We start from the raw sequence: 16,160 nt of genomic DNA on the forward strand, positions 1-16,160 counted from the left end.
TGAAGTTCTCACAGAAAACACCGAAAACACAGAATAATGAATGATACAATATGGATTTTGCCATTAAGAAATTAAGGAACGATGCTTTTGAAAACTTGCCAGGGAAACGCAAATTGGACGGATTTGCTGAAGCAAAACGTGGATTTGAACAGATTTTAATAGCTTCGCTATAATGGATTGGAACGGAGGGGTTTGGTAATCAATTGATATTGGTTGAAACCTGAAACTTCTTTTTACTTCTGCTACCCTAGCCCCGATTGTAGTGAAAAGCCCGGATTGATGGGGTTGTGTGAGACTTGATTTAACAAAGCGACCAAAGGAAGCTCTTGGTAAAGCTTAGACGAACCAAGCCCAACAAACGGACTTGTAACGAAAAGCGGGATGAAGCTTCTGAAAATTACTAATCGAAACGAATGGCTTTAACCGGAGAAATTTTGGTAATAATATAAGATGGAATGAGTAAAACAATCAAACTGACTAGAATTGTACCCAAATTAAGCAATAGAATAAACAGCCAATTAAAATAAACAGGTGCTTCGCTTACATAATAGTTTTCCGGATTTAATTTTACGATTCCGAATTGTTGTTGGAGGAACATCAAAACTATGGCAATCAAATTTCCCCAAAGCAAACCTCTTACTATAATATGAAAGGCATTGAAAAGAAATATCTTTCTGACTGTCCAATTGTTTGCTCCGAGTGCTTTTAGGATGCCAATCATTTGGGTTCTTTCTAAAATCAAAACTAACAACGCCACCACCATATTAATAGTAGCCACCGCAATCATGATGACTAAAATTACTACAATATTGAAATCAAACAACAACAACCATTCAAAAATGAAACTGTATTTTTCTACAATTGTTTTACTGTCAAACATATAAGATGTTTGCTCATATACTTCTTCGCCTTTTTGTTCAATTTTATTAAAATCGTCGATGAATACTTCAAACGCACCTACTTCGTCGGTCCTCCATCGATTAATTCGTTGCACGTGACGAATATCGCCAAGTATGAAAGTGGCATCAAATTCTTGAAAGCCAGAATTATAAATTCCCACAATGGTAAAAACACGAAGGTTTGGCATTTCATTACTATCTTCTTTCATGAAGAAGGTATTGAATTTATCGCCTACTTTTAGAAACAAGCGATTGGCAAGATATTCTGAAATCAGCACTTCGGCATTCAGCTGCTCTTTTACATTAGGGATACGACCGTCTATAATATACTCTTCTAAATTTTCCCATTTATAATCGCTACCAACACCTTTGAAAATGACTCCTTCAAATGCTTTTTCGGTTCGGATAATTCCGGCTTTACTGGCTACTGCTTGAATATGATTGACTCCTTGAACCGTTTTAAACTCTGGATAAAAATCTTGTTTTTTGGAAATAGGATCTTTGCTTACTTCCGATTGATTGTCATCAAAATTGGAAATAATAATATGCCCGTTAAAAGCCGAAACTTTTTGGCGTATTTTTTGTTGTAACCCCAAACCTGTTGCTACGGAAATAATCATCATAATGATTCCGATTGCAATAGCGGTAATTGCAATTTTTATAATTGGCTTAGAAATACTACTTTTATGCAGTTTTGAAGTAGTTAATCTTTTAGCGATGAAATATTCTACGTTCAATGGATTATGATTTGTTGCAAATATAGATTTTTTTTGAGTGGCTGAGATACTAAGTAAGTTTGTGGCTGTTTTTTTTAATTATTTTTAGTATGAAATATTATTTTTTGAGTTTGGGTTTGATTTGTTTAATGATTTGTTGTGGAGGAAGTAAGAAAATAGAAAATAGAGAAAAGAAAATAGATGACAACGAAAAAAACAAAGAAATTTCAACGCTTCATGAAGTTTCAACATTCGCTGACTTAAAGACCGGAGCGGAAAATTATACTACCTATTTACCTATTTTAGCGGGAAAGAAAGTTGGTGTAGTAACCAATCAAACCGGAATTTTAAAAATCGAATCTGAGAATATTGTTATTGAAAATGGCACTAAAGAATATCAACGTATTTTTAGTAATGTACATTTAGTTGATTTTTTAATTGAAAGAAAAGTGCAGGTGCAAAAAATTTACGCACCCGAACACGGTTTTAGAGGAACGGCTGATGCCGGAGAATTAATTAAAGACGGAAAAGACACTAAAACCGGATTACCCATAATTTCACTTTATGGCGACAACAAAAAACCAAAACCAGAGCAATTAACCGGAATAGATCTGATGGTTTTTGATTTGCAAGACGTTGGTGCTCGTTTTTACACCTATATATCTTCTCTTCACTATGTTATGGAGGCTTGTGCGGAAAATAATATTCCGCTTATTGTTTTAGACCGACCCAATCCGAATGGAAATATAGTTGACGGACCAATTTTAGAAAAAGAATTTACGAGTTTTGTGGGCATGCATCCGATTCCGGTTTTACATGGGATGACCATTGGCGAATATGCTCTAATGATTAATGGTGAAAAATGGTTAAAAAATGGTGTTCGATGTCAATTGACTGTAATCTCATGTTTAAATTACAATCGAAACATGAAATATAGTTTACCTATAAAACCTTCACCAAATTTACCAAACGATCAATCTATCAATTTATATGCAAGTTTATGTTTTTTTGAAGGAACGAATGTGAGTGTAGGTCGCGGTACGGAAAAGCAATTTCAAATTTATGGTTCGCCATTTTTATCCAAAACAGATTTTAGTTTTACCCCAAAACCAAATTTTGGAGCCAAAGACCCAATGCATAATGGAAAACTATGTTATGGAGAAGATTTAAGTACCATCGAAAAAGTAAATCGTTTGGAATTAAAATGGCTCATCAAAGCTTATGAATCAACATCCGATAAAAAAGTATTTTTTAATTCGTTTTTTGTGAAATTGGCGGGAACAAAAAAACTTCAGGAACAAATTGAAAAAGGTGTTTCTGATGTGGAGATTAGAAAAAGTTGGGAGAAAGGGTTGAATGAGTTTATGAAAGTGAGGGAGAAATATTTGATTTATTAAATATATCTTTTACTATCCCACGGTTGAAACCGTGGGTTAAGTTTGCCTAGTTTAGTTTGAAAATAATCCTAAAATTAAGCTTTACAAATCTATTTGGATAGTAGGATTGATTTTCAATAAATCATCTACAAATTCTTTTTTTAGTTTTGGTGAAATTAGTACTTCATCATATGTATTATAAACAATTGCAATTCTATCTAACGATAATGCCGGAGAACTTAGTGGATTATTTGTTTTGTATATTCTTTTAATAGAATGAATATCAATTTTAATCCACCAAACTTTTAGCATTGTTCCTTCAATTATATATTTTATTTTTGAAAACATCCAAAACATAAAAAATAAAATTGAAATCATAGTGATTGACAAACCATATTGTTTTGTCAAAACACCTTCCACAATTGGATAACCAAAGATTCCCAAAATTAACAGTATTAGCCACCAATCTATTTTTGATCTATACGTTTTCATATTATAAAGGTAACTTTTTTTTCATTTCTTCCACAATATTATATGCGGCAGGACAAATGGCAACATTTTTCAATGTTAAATCTGATATTTGTTGAAATTTTTTACGATCCGTATGTGGAAATTCTCGACAAGCTTTTGGGCGAACGTCATAGATGAAACATTTATTATCACTTTCTAAAAATGTACATGGAAGCGACTTTAACACATAATCGTTGTCCTCATCAATTCTAAGGTATTGGTCGATGAATTGTTGTGGTTTTTGTTTAAAATGCTTTGAAATTCGTTCAATATCAGCCGAAGTAAAAAGCGGACCGGTTATTTTGCAACAATTGGCACACGCTAAACAATCCGTTTTTTTAAATTCGGCTTCATGTAAATCTTGCATTACATAATCCAAATTTTTGGGCGTTTTCTTTTTTAGCTTATCAAAATACTTTTTGTTTTCGATATGCTTATCTTTGGCAAGTTTAGCCAATGTGTCAATTTGAAAATGTGCCAATGTGTCAATTTTAAATTACTGCAAAGTTAAATAACTTTTAAACGCTTAAACTGCTATACTTTTAAACTTTTTATGAAAGACCTCTTTGGAAAAGCCATTCTAGACTATCAAACCGGAAATGATCCTGAAGATCTGATTACTGAAACATCTATTTCTGAAGCAGATGAAATGAGTGTGGCTTATTTGTTTCGTAGTTTTAAGGATATGCCAAAACTGGAACAAAAAGCTTTATCACTTTCCAAGGGAAAAGTTCTGGATGTTGGTTGTGGAGCCGGAAGCCATTCTTTATATTTACAAGAAAAAGGTTTAGATGTGAATTCGATTGATATTTCTGAAAACGCTATAAATGCTTGTCGATTGAGGGGTTTAACGAATTGTTTTGTTTCGGATATTTTATATCTGAATTCCTCTGAAAAATTTGACACTGTTTTATTATTAATGAACGGAACCGGAATTTTCGGCCAATTAAAAAACATAACAACCTATCTAAAAAAGTTAAAATCACTTTTAAATAATGGTGGTCAAATACTAATCGACAGTTCCGATTTAATCTATATGTATGATCAAGATGATGACGGTGCGTATGAGGTTCCGGTCGATAAATATTATGGAGAATTGACTTTTACCGTTCATTATAAAGGAGAAACCGAAAAACCTTTTGATTGGTTGTATTTAGATTACAATACACTTCAAAATGCTGCTCATGCAAACGGTTTGAATTGTGAATTAATTCAAGAAGGTGAACATTATGATTATTTAGCGAGATTGAGTTGTGTCTAATTTTATTGAATTGTAAGGTTTTGTGTTGATTCACAAGGTTTTAAATAGCTATTTAATTCGGTCATCCCACGTTTAAAACCGTGGGTTAAGTTTAACGTAGTTTATTTAAAAACAATTGGGATTTTTAATTCTACACTTACGGGATTACCATTTTTATAGGCCGGTTTCCATTTTGGAAAATTAGTAAATCCATTCAAGACTTCCATTGCAGTATCTACATCTTTGTATTTTACTAATTTAATTTTTTCCATTTTTCCTTCGGTATTAATGACAAATGAAACGATTAATTTTTCACCACCTTTGATTTTCGTTTTATCCAGTTGAGTCATCAAATACGTATAAAACATATCCATTCCACCAGGAAACTCAGGCTCCAGTATTTCTGAATTCAAATACACTTCATCTTCGCCTTGAATCTGTGCAAATGAAGGTGAAAAAGAAAAAACAAAAAGTAGTAAAAGAAAATAAAATCTCATTAAGGTATATTCAAATATTTATGTGTTTGCAACGACACTCTCCATTTTGGATTTTTCATCACATAATCAACAATTAACGGTGTCATTTCTTCTTTTTTGCTCCACTCCGGTTGTAAAAAAAGAATAGCATTTGAGTTCACTTGAGCTGCTTGCTCTTCGGCAAAAATAAAATCGTGTTTGTTATAAATGATAACTTTTAATTCATTTGCCATATCATAAGCACTTTGAACAGGAAGCTTATTTTTCTTTGGCGAAAGACAAAACCAATCCCATTTTCCGGTTACCGTATAACATCCGGAAGTTTCGATGTGAATGTTGATACCAACATTTTTCAATTTTTGAGTTAACGGATTCATATCCCAAGTAAGCGGTTCACCACCGGTAATTACAACAGTATCCGAATATTTTTTTGCGTTTGAAACAATAGTATCTGTTTCCGTGGGCGGATGAAGTTCTGCGTTCCAACTTTCTTTTACATCACACCAATGGCAACCTACATCACAACCACCAATTCTGATGAAATAAGCAGCTGTCCCTGTATGATATCCTTCGCCTTGAATGGTGTAAAACTCTTCCATTAACGGAAGCATTTCTCCTTTTTCAACCGCTAATTGTATTTCTTTTTGAAGCATTTTTTCTGAAATAAGTGTGCAAAGATAAGGAAATGGATGGTTTGATTATTCGATTTTTGGATTGTCAGAAAAAAAGAAGGCTTTTTTGAAATGTTATTTTTTGAATCATTTCCTTTTACTACATTTGAAATATAAATCTTTTATCATGAGTAAAGTCGAAGAATTCAGCACACACATTAAAAACGGATATGTTTGCAAAGGTGATTTTATAACGCTTGGTGGTGCCATGTTAGATGGTGTTCCGGTAGGTGGAGAAGCACATGTTAATATTGCTTTAAAAACCTTAAACCGTCACGGATTAATTGCCGGAGCAACCGGAACAGGAAAAACAAAAACCATCCAAGTGCTTTCGGAACAACTTTCTCAAAACGGAATTCCGGTGTTGATGATGGATATTAAAGGAGATTTTTCCGGAATTGCGATGCCGGGAATTGAACAATCTTTTATCACTGAACGTCATGCTAAAATCAATTTAGGGTATGAAAACAAAGGTTTTCCGGTGGAATTGATGACCATTTCCAAACAGAATGGGGTTCGGTTGCGAGCTACTGTTTCTGAATTTGGTCCGGTTTTATTCTCAAGAATTTTAGATTTGAATGATACGCAAGGTGGCGTTGTTGCGGTTATTTTTAAATATTGCGACGACCATCATTTGCCTCTTTTAGATTTAAAAGATTTTAAAAAAGTTTTACAGTATATAACCGAAGAAGGTAAAGCCGAAATTGAAAAAGAATACGGTCGGATTTCCACTTCTTCAACGGGTTCGATTTTACGAAAAATCATCGAATTAGAGCAACAGGGAGCCGATTTGTTTTTTGGCGAATTATCATTTGATATTGACGATTTAATGCGAGTTGACAACAATGGAAATGGATATGTAAACATCATAAGATTAACTGATATTCAAGACAAACCGAAGTTGTTTTCGACGTTTATGTTGAGTTTGTTAGCCGAAATTTATAGTACCATGCCGGAACAAGGTGATGCAGGACGACCCGAATTGGTTATTTTTATTGATGAAGCTCATTTGATTTTTGACCAAGCCAGCAAAGCATTGCAAGATCAAATTGAAACTATCGTGAAATTGATTCGTTCCAAAGGAATTGGAATTTATTTTATCACGCAAAACCCACAAGACATTCCGGCTGGGGTTTTGAGTCAGTTGGGTTTAAAAATCCAACACGCGTTGCGAGCTTTCACGGCAAACGACCGAAAGGCGATTAAAATGACGGCTGAAAATTATCCGTTGTCCGATTATTACAAAACGGACGAAGTAATTACGCAACTCGGAATTGGAGAAGCCTTTGTAACAGCCTTAAATGAAAAAGGGATTCCTACTCCACTAGTTGCCACAATGCTACGTGCACCAATGAGTCGCATGGATGTGTTAACGCAACCTGAGATTGAATCACACATTGCCAACTCTAAATTGGCAAAAAAATACAATGAAGTGATTGACCGTGAAAGTGCGTATGAATTACTAAATAAAAAAATAGCTTCTGCTGAAGAACAAGCCGCAAAACAAGCTGAAGAAGTGGCCAAACAAAAAGAAGCTCAAAAAACTACATCCACTACCGCTCGAAAAGCTCCTGAGAGTCAGACCACAAAAGCAGTTGTAAAAGTGTTAACGAGTGCTACTTTTATTCGAGGGGCTTTGGGAATTTTGAGTAAGATGTTTAAAAAATAAAAAAAGGTAATGGGTTAAGGGTAAAAGGTGAGCAAATATAGCTCGAACTCATTACCAATTACTTATCACCCAAAAAAAATGAAAGGATTCTTCACCATCGGACTACTTATACTTTCCAATATATTCATGACATTGGCGTGGTATGGTCATTTGAAATTTAAAGAGTTGAAATGGTTTGAAAATGCCGGATTAATTACGATTGTTTTAATCAGTTGGGGATTGGCTTTGTTTGAATATTTCTTCCAAGTTCCAGCCAATCGGATTGGATATGAGGGAAATGGTGGTCCGTTTTCCTTATTGCAATTAAAAGTAATTCAAGAAGTGATTACGTTGGTTATTTTTGTGATTTTTTCAATGCTGTTCTTTAAAACCGAAACGTTTAAATGGAATCATTTTGCGGGAATGTGTTGTTTGGTGTTGGCGGTTTATTTTATTTTTAGAAAATAGAGAAAAAAAACAGAGAATAGACGTTATGAAAAAATATTTCATCCAAAAATCGCCATTCATTGTTCCAACAACTGATGGAAAATTAATCGAAGAACATTTCGGTAAAGCTTCCGATGGCAACTGCAACATTTCCATCGCTCACATGATTGCTCCGCCGCATTGGAGTGAACCATTTCAAACGCCTGAATTTGATGAATATACTTTTATCATTAAAGGAAAAAAACAATTTATTATTGAAGACAAAGTAATTGTTTTAGAAGCTGGTCAATCCATCAAAATTGAGAAAAACACACGTGTTCAATATTCCAATCCGTTTGAGGAAGTGTGTGAATACATTGCCATTTGCCAACCAGCATTTGATTTTGAGAAGGTGCATCGGGAGGAAGCGTAATTTATTTTGAAAGTAGCGAAATAATCTTCACTTCTACTGCTTCGCTATCCCAAATGGTTTCAATATTTTCCATTTGCATCACTTCTTCCATGATTTTATTTTGGAAATCGCCTATGGCTAAAGCTTCGGAATAGGGTTGCAAACTAAAGGTTACTCGGCTATACAATGGCATCCATTTATCTGGATGTTTATCGGAAAACCATTTTTCAATTTTCTTTTGCAATAAGAATTTTTCATCTGCTGTTTTGGCACTCATTTCCATGAAATTGCGGTAGGAAAGTTCGGCAATTGCATCCGCGTTGGGTTTTCGGGATTTTTCATACGCTTTGAAAATAGCTTCCCAATCATCGCCGTATTTTGCAATCATTTCATTTAAAACCGTGATGTCTTCAAATCCGGCATTCATTCCGTGACCATAAAAAGGAACAATGGCATGAGCCGAATCGCCAATTAAAGCCACTTTATCGGAATGCGTCCAAGGAAAACACTTCATCATGACTAAATAACTAGTTGGATTTTTAAAAAAATCTCGCACCAAATCCGGAATTACTTCTTTCGTATCAGGAAAAAACTCGGCAAAGAAATCAACTAAGGTTTTTTCGTCTTTCAAGCTTTCAAAAGAATTTTCACCTTCAAACGGCATGAACAATGTACACGTAAACGAACCATCCAAATTGGCCAAAGCCATCAACATGAAATTTCCTCTAGGCCAGATGTGTAGCGAATTTTTATCAATTTTGTGCGAACCATCCGGATTGGCAGGGATATGCAATTCTTTATAGCCAATATGCAAAAATTCTTGTGAATAATTGAACATACTCTGACGTTGCATCCGATGGCGAATTCTGGAAAAAGCTCCATCTGCACCAAAAACTTTGTCGTATTTTAAATCGGTCCACTCACCTCTTTCGGTTTCTCCGATGTGTAAAGTCGCATCTGCCAATGAAACATCCCAAATGCGGTGTTCAAAAAAGAACTCAACTCCGGCTTCTTCTGCCAAGTCAATCATTTTTCGGTTCAAAACCCCACGGGAAAGCGAATAAATGGCTTCCCCTTCTTTTCCGTAATATTGGTAATTGAGTTTAGAATCTTTTAAATGAATGGCACGCTTATCAACCGGAATTCCAATTTTTTTGATTTCCTCGGTCAAGCCGATATCTTCCAACGCTTTCCAACCTCTGTTTGACATCACCAAATTGATAGAACGACCGGAAAATTCAACAGTGCGAATATCCGGACTTCGGTCTAAAACATGAACGGTATGCCCTAATTTTTTGAGGTAAATTGCCAATAAAGTTCCCACTAAACCGGAACCAACAACAGCAATTTTTTGTGGCGTTTGCATGATAAAAATCAAAAATTGGAATACAAAAGTACGGAATACCAAAAGATAAAACGACCTAAAAACGGGAAAATTTTGACTCAGAAAATATTTTGTTTAACTTTTTTATTTATTTATTAAACAATTTGTACTTTTGAAAAAAATTGCTTGTGAAAAAGTTTACCAAAGAAGCTATTCAAGAGCTTCCTAAAATTCCACGATTGAATTTGATTAATAGTTGTACCGGCTACAAATCGGCTAATTTAATCGCCACAAAAACAGCTGAAGGAGTTTCCAATGTTGCCATTTTTAGTAGTATCACGCATTTAGGAAGCGATCCTGCTCTATTAGGATTTATTCTTCGGCCGACAATTGTTCCCAGAAATACCTATAAAAATATTAAAGATGTAGGGTTTTTTACGGTGAATCATATTACGGAAACCATGATTGCAGACGCTCATCATTCCTCAGCTAGTTATGATGAACATATATCCGAATTTGATAAAACCAATTTGGAAGAAACGTATCATGAAGGCATTTCCATTCCGTTTGTAAAAGGTAGTCCGGTTCAAATTTTATGCAAATACCTCAACGAATATGACATTAAAGAAAACGGAACGATTCACATTATCGCTTCTATCGAAGAATTATTTGTTGAGGAAAACTTGATTCAAAAAGACCATTGGCTTCGATTGGATGAAGAAAACGTAGTAACTATTAATGGATTAGATGGCTATTGTGTCCCAAAATTATTAGATCGATTTGATTATGCCCGACCAAATGTTCAAACAAAATCCATCCTTTAAAAATGGCTCATAAGAAAGTACATCTTCCTCAAAAAAACTGCAAAACCTGCGGACTTCCCTTTTCCTGGCGAAAAAAATGGGAAAAGAATTGGGAAGAGGTTTTGTATTGTAGTGAGCGGTGTAGGAGGAATAAAGTTGGGAGTAAGGTGTAGGGAGTTTTCAGTCGCAGTCACAGTCGCAGTTTTCAGTTTAGTAGTAACCTTTAACCAATTACCTATAACTCATCACCATAAAAATGAACAATCTAGTTTGGTTTCGAAATGATTTACGCGTCAATGACAATCATTCCCTTTTTCAGGCATGTCAAAAGAAAGGAAAAGTGATTGGGGTTTATTTTCTGGACCCGAGACAATTTGAAATGACGCGTTATGGATTTAAAAAAACAGAAAAATTTAGAGCTAAATTTCTGTTGGAAACGCTTCGAGATTTGAAAAATAATTTAGCCGCTAAAAATATTTCATTGCTTATTTTTCATGATTTACCCGAAAATGTATTGCCAAAATTGGTAAATGAATATCAAATTTCTACTGTTTTTCTTCAGAAAGAATGGACGCAGGAAGAAGTCAATGTCAATAACAATGTCAAAATCAATTTAAATGGCAATGTCAATGTCAAAAACAACAACAATGGCAATTTCAAAAATCAAATTTCAAGGGTTGAATTTGTAGAAACGTACGACCAATTTTTATTTCATCCGAGTGATATACCGTATGCTGATTTTTCCAAAATTCCGGAAGTTTTTACAGAATTTCGAAAGAAGTGTGAAAAAGAATGTAAGGTTCGACCTTTAGTTGAAATTTCGGTTCAACCCAAAGAAAATTTGGTGGAAACATCCAATATAATTCCGAGTTTGGAAGATTTGGGATTGGAATCGTTCAAGATACATAAACATTCTGCTTTCCCTTTTCGGGGCGGAGAAACTTCAGCTTTGAAACGTTTGAGTCACTATTTTTTTGACAACGAAAAATTATCCCAATACAAACAAACACGAAACGGATTAATTGGCACCGATTACAGTTCTAAATTTTCCGCTTGGTTGGCCAATGGAGGCATTTCTGCTCGAACCATTTATTGGGAAGTTCAAAGTTATGAGCAAGAAATTTGTAAAAATGAAGACACGTATTGGTTGATTTTTGAATTGATTTGGCGGGATTATTTCAAATACATTTCGTTGAAACACGGCAACAAAATCTTTCAACTCGATGGTATTTTAGGAAAAAAATATGATTGGAAGTTCAATGAAAAAGCACTTCGTCAATGGATGAACGGCAATACGCGTGAGCCTTTTGTAAACGCCAATATGATTGAATTGCAACAAACCGGTTTCATGAGTAACAGAGGTAGGCAAAATGTGGCGAGTTATTGGGCCAAAGAATGGGAACAAGATTGGCGAGTAGCTGCGGCTTACTTTGAAAGCATGTTGATTGATTATGATGTCCATTCGAATTATGGCAATTGGATCTACAATGCCGGTGTGGGAAATGATCCGAGAGACCGAAAATTCAACATCAAACGCCAAGCGGAAATGTATGATGGGGATGGAAAGTATCAAAAATTATGGTTAGGTTAAATTAGTTTCAATTGACAATAAACATTTAAAGAAAAGTTGACACGGATTTCACGGATTAACACGAATTTAAAAATTTCACAGAGCAACTCTCAACTTGAAAACTGAAACTTGAAACAAAAAAAAGAGATTGCTTCGTGCCTCGCAATGACTATGAAAACACTTCGACTTATTCTCGGTGATCAATTGAATCACAACCATTCTTGGTTTCAACAAACCGATGAAAATGTCATCTATCTGATGGCAGAAATGCGTCAGGAAACCGATTATGTGAAACATCACATTCAGAAAGTCGTGGCGTTCTTTTTGAGTATGCGGAATTTTGCTTCGCACTTAAAAAGTAAAAATCATCAAGTGGTTTATTTTGAAATTGATGATATCAAAAATCCGCAACATTTAGAAGCATTAATACAACAAACTATTGAACATTATTCCATTCAAAAATTGGAATACCAATTGCCGGATGAATTTCGATTGGATGAGCAATTGAAGCAAATTTGCCAAAATCTCTCTATTCCAACAGAAGTTTTTGACACGGAACATTTTTATACAACCCGAACCGAATTAGCCGAATTTTTTCAAGGAAAGAAATTGTTATTGATGGAAAACTTCTATCGCATGATGCGAAAAAAGCACGACGTTTTGATGGTTGGAGCCAATCCGGTTGGAAATCAATGGAATTTTGATCACGACAATCGAAAAAAATACAAAGGCGAAGTTCCGGTTCCGAAGGCAAAAATTTTTCCAAAAAATGTGGAAAAAGTGATGCATCAATTGGAAAAAATGGAGGTTAAAACCTTTGGTTCTATTGATGTGGAAAAATTCAATTGGCCGACTTCACGTGAGGAATGTTTGGAGCAATTGCATTATTTCTGTCATCATTTGTTGAAACATTTTGGCGATTATGAAGATGCGATGCACACGGAAGAGAAATTTCTGTTTCATTCGAGATTGTCGTTTGCGATGAATACTAAAATGCTTTCGCCAAAGGAAGTGATTGAGCAAGTTGTCAATTACTATTATCAAAATGAAGCTGAAATTACCCTTTCTCAAGTAGAAGGTTTTGTGCGGCAAATTTTAGGTTGGCGAGAATATGTCCGCGGAATTTATTGGAAAGAAATGCCGAATTACGGACAAATGAATGCATTAGAAAACCAAAACAAATTACCCGATTTTTATTGGACAGGAAAGACGAAAATGAATTGCATGAGTCATTCCATTTCACAAAGTTTGGAAGAAGCGTATGCACATCATATTCAACGTTTAATGATTATTGGCAACTTTTCATTGCTTACACAAATGCACCCCGATGAAGTCGATGCCTGGTATTTAGGTGTTTATATTGATGCCATTGAATGGGTGGAAATGCCAAATACACGAGGCATGAGTCAATATGCCGATGGTGGAATTTTAGCCACCAAACCCTATGTTTCTTCGGGTAGTTACATTAACAAAATGAGTAATTACTGTGGAAGTTGTCACTATAATGTGAAAGACAAATTGGGCGAAAAAGCGTGCCCGTTCAACAGCTTGTATTGGAATTTTTTAGATGATAAAAAAGAGCATTTTAAAAACAATCAACGAATGGCGATGATGTTGAATTTGTTGAATAAGATTCCGGCGGAGGAATTGTTTCAGATAAAATTGAAAGCGAAGGAGATATTAGAAAATTTAGATGTTATTTAGACTTTGGTTTAAACACCAACTTTCTTGCACTTGCTTCAATTTCCTTTTTATTCATTTTCATCTTTCTAAATTTCCCTTCGTTATAAATCACTGCTTGATCGTCATAATGCTCACTCAACGGATTTCCCGATTGTCCTGTGGGAAGAATGCTCATACTGTTTTCAATATCTGAAAAGTCAATTATTCTTCGGGTGGAAGGTCCGGCTTTAACTTGATGATTTCCAGATTCAGTGAATGTAAACATCAAATTATTGATGACTTCATTGGAACCATTAATTTCAAACGGACCCACATTGAAATAACTTCGTAAAGCAGCGACTTCACCCAGTGGATGTTTGTGTTCTACTGTATGCACTTTATTCCAAGTCCATCCGGAAACTTGATTGCCCAATTTTTTTTCTAAATGTGAAATGGTTTGTTGAAAAGAATGCGTCAAAATTTCACTTCGCGTTTCTTTTTTATCCGACGTAGTTTTATTGTCCCACCAAGGTGAAGTTTCATTCGCAATTTGAAACGCAATCATTTGCTTCATTATATGCGTATTCAATAAAATCATAAAACGGTCTTTTCCTAATTCGTCTTCAAAGGTGTTTTGGAGATAATGATATAGAAATTGGTTGTAAATGGTGGGAGCAATATCGGTTAAAGCATTGCTTCCATTCCACTTTTTCAATTGGTTTAAAGCATTTTTTTCAATTTCAGATAAATCGTTTTGATTGATTCCATTTAAAATACTTTTTATGATTGAAGGTGAAACCGACGATTGATCATCGTTAATCATGTTCATAAAATCTTCTTTCGTCCAATCGTTTTTGGGTTCGAGTAATTGAACAATTCGTTTCGCACGATCTTCCGGCAAATAATAACCGGGATACAAATAATCATTTATCCGTTCTACTTGATTGTTGGACGAATAAACATAGTTCCAATCCGGATTAATGGCATACGGATTTTCGGAAAAATCGTAGTATTCTTTTTGCTCATCTTTCCCATTCGAGCCATCTAAAATAAAATTGACGTTGACATTTTTGGGCATTTTATACAATTTCCCGGAGGTAATCCAAGCGATATTTCCTTTGGCATCGCCGTACATGATATTCAATCCCGGAGCAGCAATCAACTCGATACTTTGATGAAAATCATTTAAACCTTTGGCATGCGAAAGTGAATAAACGGCATCCAAAATTTGATTTTTATGTTGCAAATACGTCCACCACATCGAGATGGGTTTGTCCTCCTTTAAACCTTCCACCAAACCGTTCATTAAAGGCCCGTGATGCGATTTTTTAACTTTTAAAACTACATCGGAACTGTCTTTTACTTTGATGGTCTTTTCAGCGACTTGATAGTTTTTAAATCCTTCCGGCGTTTGGTATTGGTTTTCATTTTCGGGATTGTTGGTTTCTAAGAACAAATCCATATCATCGTTTTCAAACATCGTCAATCCATACGCATAGTCACGATTATGTCCTAAAAGCGGAAACGGAGTTCCTGCTAAATAATACCCATACATTTCATAATCGGGCGTAACAATATGAGCTTCGTACCAAGTGGCCGGTTGCGAAAACCCAATGTGTGGATCATTGGCAAACAACACTTTTCCACTTTTTGTTTTTTTAGGGCCAACGACCCAGCTGTTACTACCAATAAAAGGAGGAATGGGTGATTGCTCCAACAATGAAGCTACTGATTTAGAAATTTCAGCATACGCTTCTGATTTCCCTTTGAAGCTTTTTAGTTTCGTATGAGCCAAAGAACCATCAATACCAAAATCTTTGAGGTAATCCATTCCCAATTCATCCCGAATATCGGTCAATAATGGATCGGTTTTTTGAGCCATAGCAAAGCTAAAAGCCATATATCCAAAAATGTTATACACGTCTTTGATGGTGAATTTTTGTTTTTGAACACCAACTAATTGAAACTCGATAGGCGTAGGCCCTTCATCTAAAAACTGATTGATTCCATCAAGATAGGCTAAGGTCAATTGATAACTTTCACTGTTTTTATCCAATTGAGCAATGGCTTTTTCGGAATCTTCGTCAATCCCTAAACCGGAGAAAAATTTGTCATTTTTAAGCATTACCGAACCAAAAATTTCGGATAATCTTCCCGGAGCAATGCGTCGCATGAGCTCCATTTGCCACAAGCGGTCTTGAGCATGCACATAACCTAAAGTGGTCATTGCATCTTTTTGAGATTGAGCGTAAATGTGTGGAATTCCGTATTCGTCAAAATAAACGGTGGTTTCTTTTTGGATAGAATTTAATACCACTTCGCCATCGTATTTTGGCGTTAAAAAGTAGGCATAACTTCCAACACCTATAGCCAAAATTACAAAAAGGATAAAAATGATAACTACAATTTTTTTCAGAATTCGCATGG

At 35.0% G+C, this 16,160-nt stretch carries 16 protein-coding genes; 9 read left to right on the forward strand and 7 right to left on the reverse strand.

The window, feature by feature from the left end; translation table 11 throughout:
- Positions 1 to 400 precede the first annotated feature (400 nt).
- Complete coding sequence (locus tag H601_RS0107770) at positions 401 to 1,636, reverse strand: ABC transporter permease (protein WP_026710980.1); 1,236 nt, start codon at positions 1,634 to 1,636, stop codon at positions 401 to 403.
- Between the two features lie 128 nt (positions 1,637 to 1,764).
- On the opposite strand from H601_RS0107770, the gene H601_RS0107775 reads away from it, so the two are divergent.
- Entirely contained in the window at positions 1,765 to 3,012 is a 1,248-nt protein-coding gene (locus H601_RS0107775) for an exo-beta-N-acetylmuramidase NamZ family protein (protein ID WP_156900370.1), read from the forward strand.
- Between the two features lie 81 nt (positions 3,013 to 3,093).
- Here H601_RS0107775 and H601_RS16135 read toward each other — a convergent pair whose 3' ends face one another.
- The gene (locus tag H601_RS16135; RefSeq protein ID WP_051220698.1) at positions 3,094 to 3,483 is read right to left on the reverse strand and encodes a PH domain-containing protein; all 390 of its coding nucleotides are present in this window, start codon (positions 3,481 to 3,483) and stop codon (positions 3,094 to 3,096) included.
- Position 3,484: 1 nt separating this feature from the next.
- The gene (locus H601_RS0107785) at positions 3,485 to 3,982 is read right to left on the reverse strand and encodes a YkgJ family cysteine cluster protein (protein ID WP_026710982.1); all 498 of its coding nucleotides are present in this window, start codon (positions 3,980 to 3,982) and stop codon (positions 3,485 to 3,487) included.
- A 72-nt stretch (positions 3,983 to 4,054) separates the two neighbouring features.
- On the opposite strand from H601_RS0107785, the gene H601_RS0107790 reads away from it, so the two are divergent.
- Positions 4,055 to 4,762 carry a class I SAM-dependent methyltransferase gene (locus H601_RS0107790; protein WP_026710983.1) on the forward strand — a complete coding sequence of 236 codons (708 nt, stop codon included), beginning with the start codon at positions 4,055 to 4,057 and terminating at the stop codon, positions 4,760 to 4,762.
- Positions 4,763 to 4,863: 101 nt separating this feature from the next.
- On the opposite strand, the gene H601_RS0107795 is transcribed toward H601_RS0107790, so the two are convergent.
- Both H601_RS0107795 and H601_RS0107800 read right to left on the reverse strand, forming a co-directional pair.
- Positions 4,864 to 5,238 carry an energy transducer TonB gene (locus H601_RS0107795; RefSeq protein ID WP_026710984.1) on the reverse strand — a complete coding sequence of 125 codons (375 nt, stop codon included), beginning with the start codon at positions 5,236 to 5,238 and terminating at the stop codon, positions 4,864 to 4,866.
- Complete coding sequence (locus H601_RS0107800) at positions 5,238 to 5,870, reverse strand: 7-carboxy-7-deazaguanine synthase QueE (protein ID WP_026710985.1); 633 nt, start codon at positions 5,868 to 5,870, stop codon at positions 5,238 to 5,240. The genes H601_RS0107795 and H601_RS0107800 overlap by 1 nt, the downstream gene beginning before the upstream one ends.
- 145 nt (positions 5,871 to 6,015) lie before the next feature.
- On the opposite strand from H601_RS0107800, the gene H601_RS0107805 reads away from it, so the two are divergent.
- The 3 genes from H601_RS0107805 (at position 6,016) to H601_RS0107815 (ending at position 8,395) form a co-directional block, all read left to right on the forward strand.
- The gene (locus H601_RS0107805) at positions 6,016 to 7,557 is read left to right on the forward strand and encodes a helicase HerA-like domain-containing protein (RefSeq protein WP_026710986.1); all 1,542 of its coding nucleotides are present in this window, start codon (positions 6,016 to 6,018) and stop codon (positions 7,555 to 7,557) included.
- A 78-nt stretch (positions 7,558 to 7,635) separates the two neighbouring features.
- Positions 7,636 to 8,004, forward strand: a complete 369-nt coding sequence (locus H601_RS0107810; RefSeq protein WP_026710987.1) for a DMT family protein — start codon at positions 7,636 to 7,638, stop codon at positions 8,002 to 8,004.
- Positions 8,005 to 8,029: 25 nt separating this feature from the next.
- Positions 8,030 to 8,395 (forward strand): cupin domain-containing protein, encoded by a 366-nt coding sequence (locus tag H601_RS0107815; RefSeq protein ID WP_026710988.1) that lies wholly within the window; start codon positions 8,030 to 8,032, stop codon positions 8,393 to 8,395.
- A 1-nt stretch (position 8,396) separates the two neighbouring features.
- Here the strand turns inward: H601_RS0107815 and H601_RS0107820 are convergent, their stop codons facing one another.
- Positions 8,397 to 9,740, reverse strand: a complete 1,344-nt coding sequence (locus H601_RS0107820) for an FAD-dependent oxidoreductase (RefSeq protein WP_026710989.1) — start codon at positions 9,738 to 9,740, stop codon at positions 8,397 to 8,399.
- Between the two features lie 146 nt (positions 9,741 to 9,886).
- Here H601_RS0107820 and H601_RS0107825 point away from each other — a divergent pair, with 146 nt between their 5' ends.
- The 4 genes from H601_RS0107825 (at position 9,887) to H601_RS0107835 (ending at position 13,775) form a co-directional block, all read left to right on the forward strand.
- Positions 9,887 to 10,522, forward strand: coding sequence for a flavin reductase family protein (locus H601_RS0107825; protein WP_026710990.1), 636 nt, complete (start codon positions 9,887 to 9,889; stop codon positions 10,520 to 10,522).
- Positions 10,523 to 10,524: 2 nt separating this feature from the next.
- The gene (locus H601_RS16335) at positions 10,525 to 10,674 is read left to right on the forward strand and encodes a DUF2256 domain-containing protein (protein WP_084139954.1); all 150 of its coding nucleotides are present in this window, start codon (positions 10,525 to 10,527) and stop codon (positions 10,672 to 10,674) included.
- Between the two features lie 83 nt (positions 10,675 to 10,757).
- Positions 10,758 to 12,092, forward strand: coding sequence for a DASH family cryptochrome (locus tag H601_RS0107830; RefSeq protein ID WP_026710991.1), 1,335 nt, complete (start codon positions 10,758 to 10,760; stop codon positions 12,090 to 12,092).
- Between the two features lie 150 nt (positions 12,093 to 12,242).
- Positions 12,243 to 13,775, forward strand: a complete 1,533-nt coding sequence (locus H601_RS0107835) for a cryptochrome/photolyase family protein (protein WP_026710992.1) — start codon at positions 12,243 to 12,245, stop codon at positions 13,773 to 13,775.
- Here H601_RS0107835 and H601_RS0107840 read toward each other — a convergent pair.
- A complete protein-coding gene (locus H601_RS0107840) occupies positions 13,768 to 16,158 on the reverse strand; it encodes a penicillin acylase family protein (protein WP_026710993.1) in 2,391 nt (796 codons plus the stop codon). The two genes, H601_RS0107835 and H601_RS0107840, sit on opposite strands and share 8 nt — an antisense overlap.
- Positions 16,159 to 16,160 lie beyond the last annotated feature (2 nt).

The sequence above is a fragment of the Flavobacterium filum DSM 17961 genome, assembly GCF_000425465.1.
Taxonomy (GTDB): domain Bacteria; phylum Bacteroidota; class Bacteroidia; order Flavobacteriales; family Flavobacteriaceae; genus Flavobacterium; species Flavobacterium filum.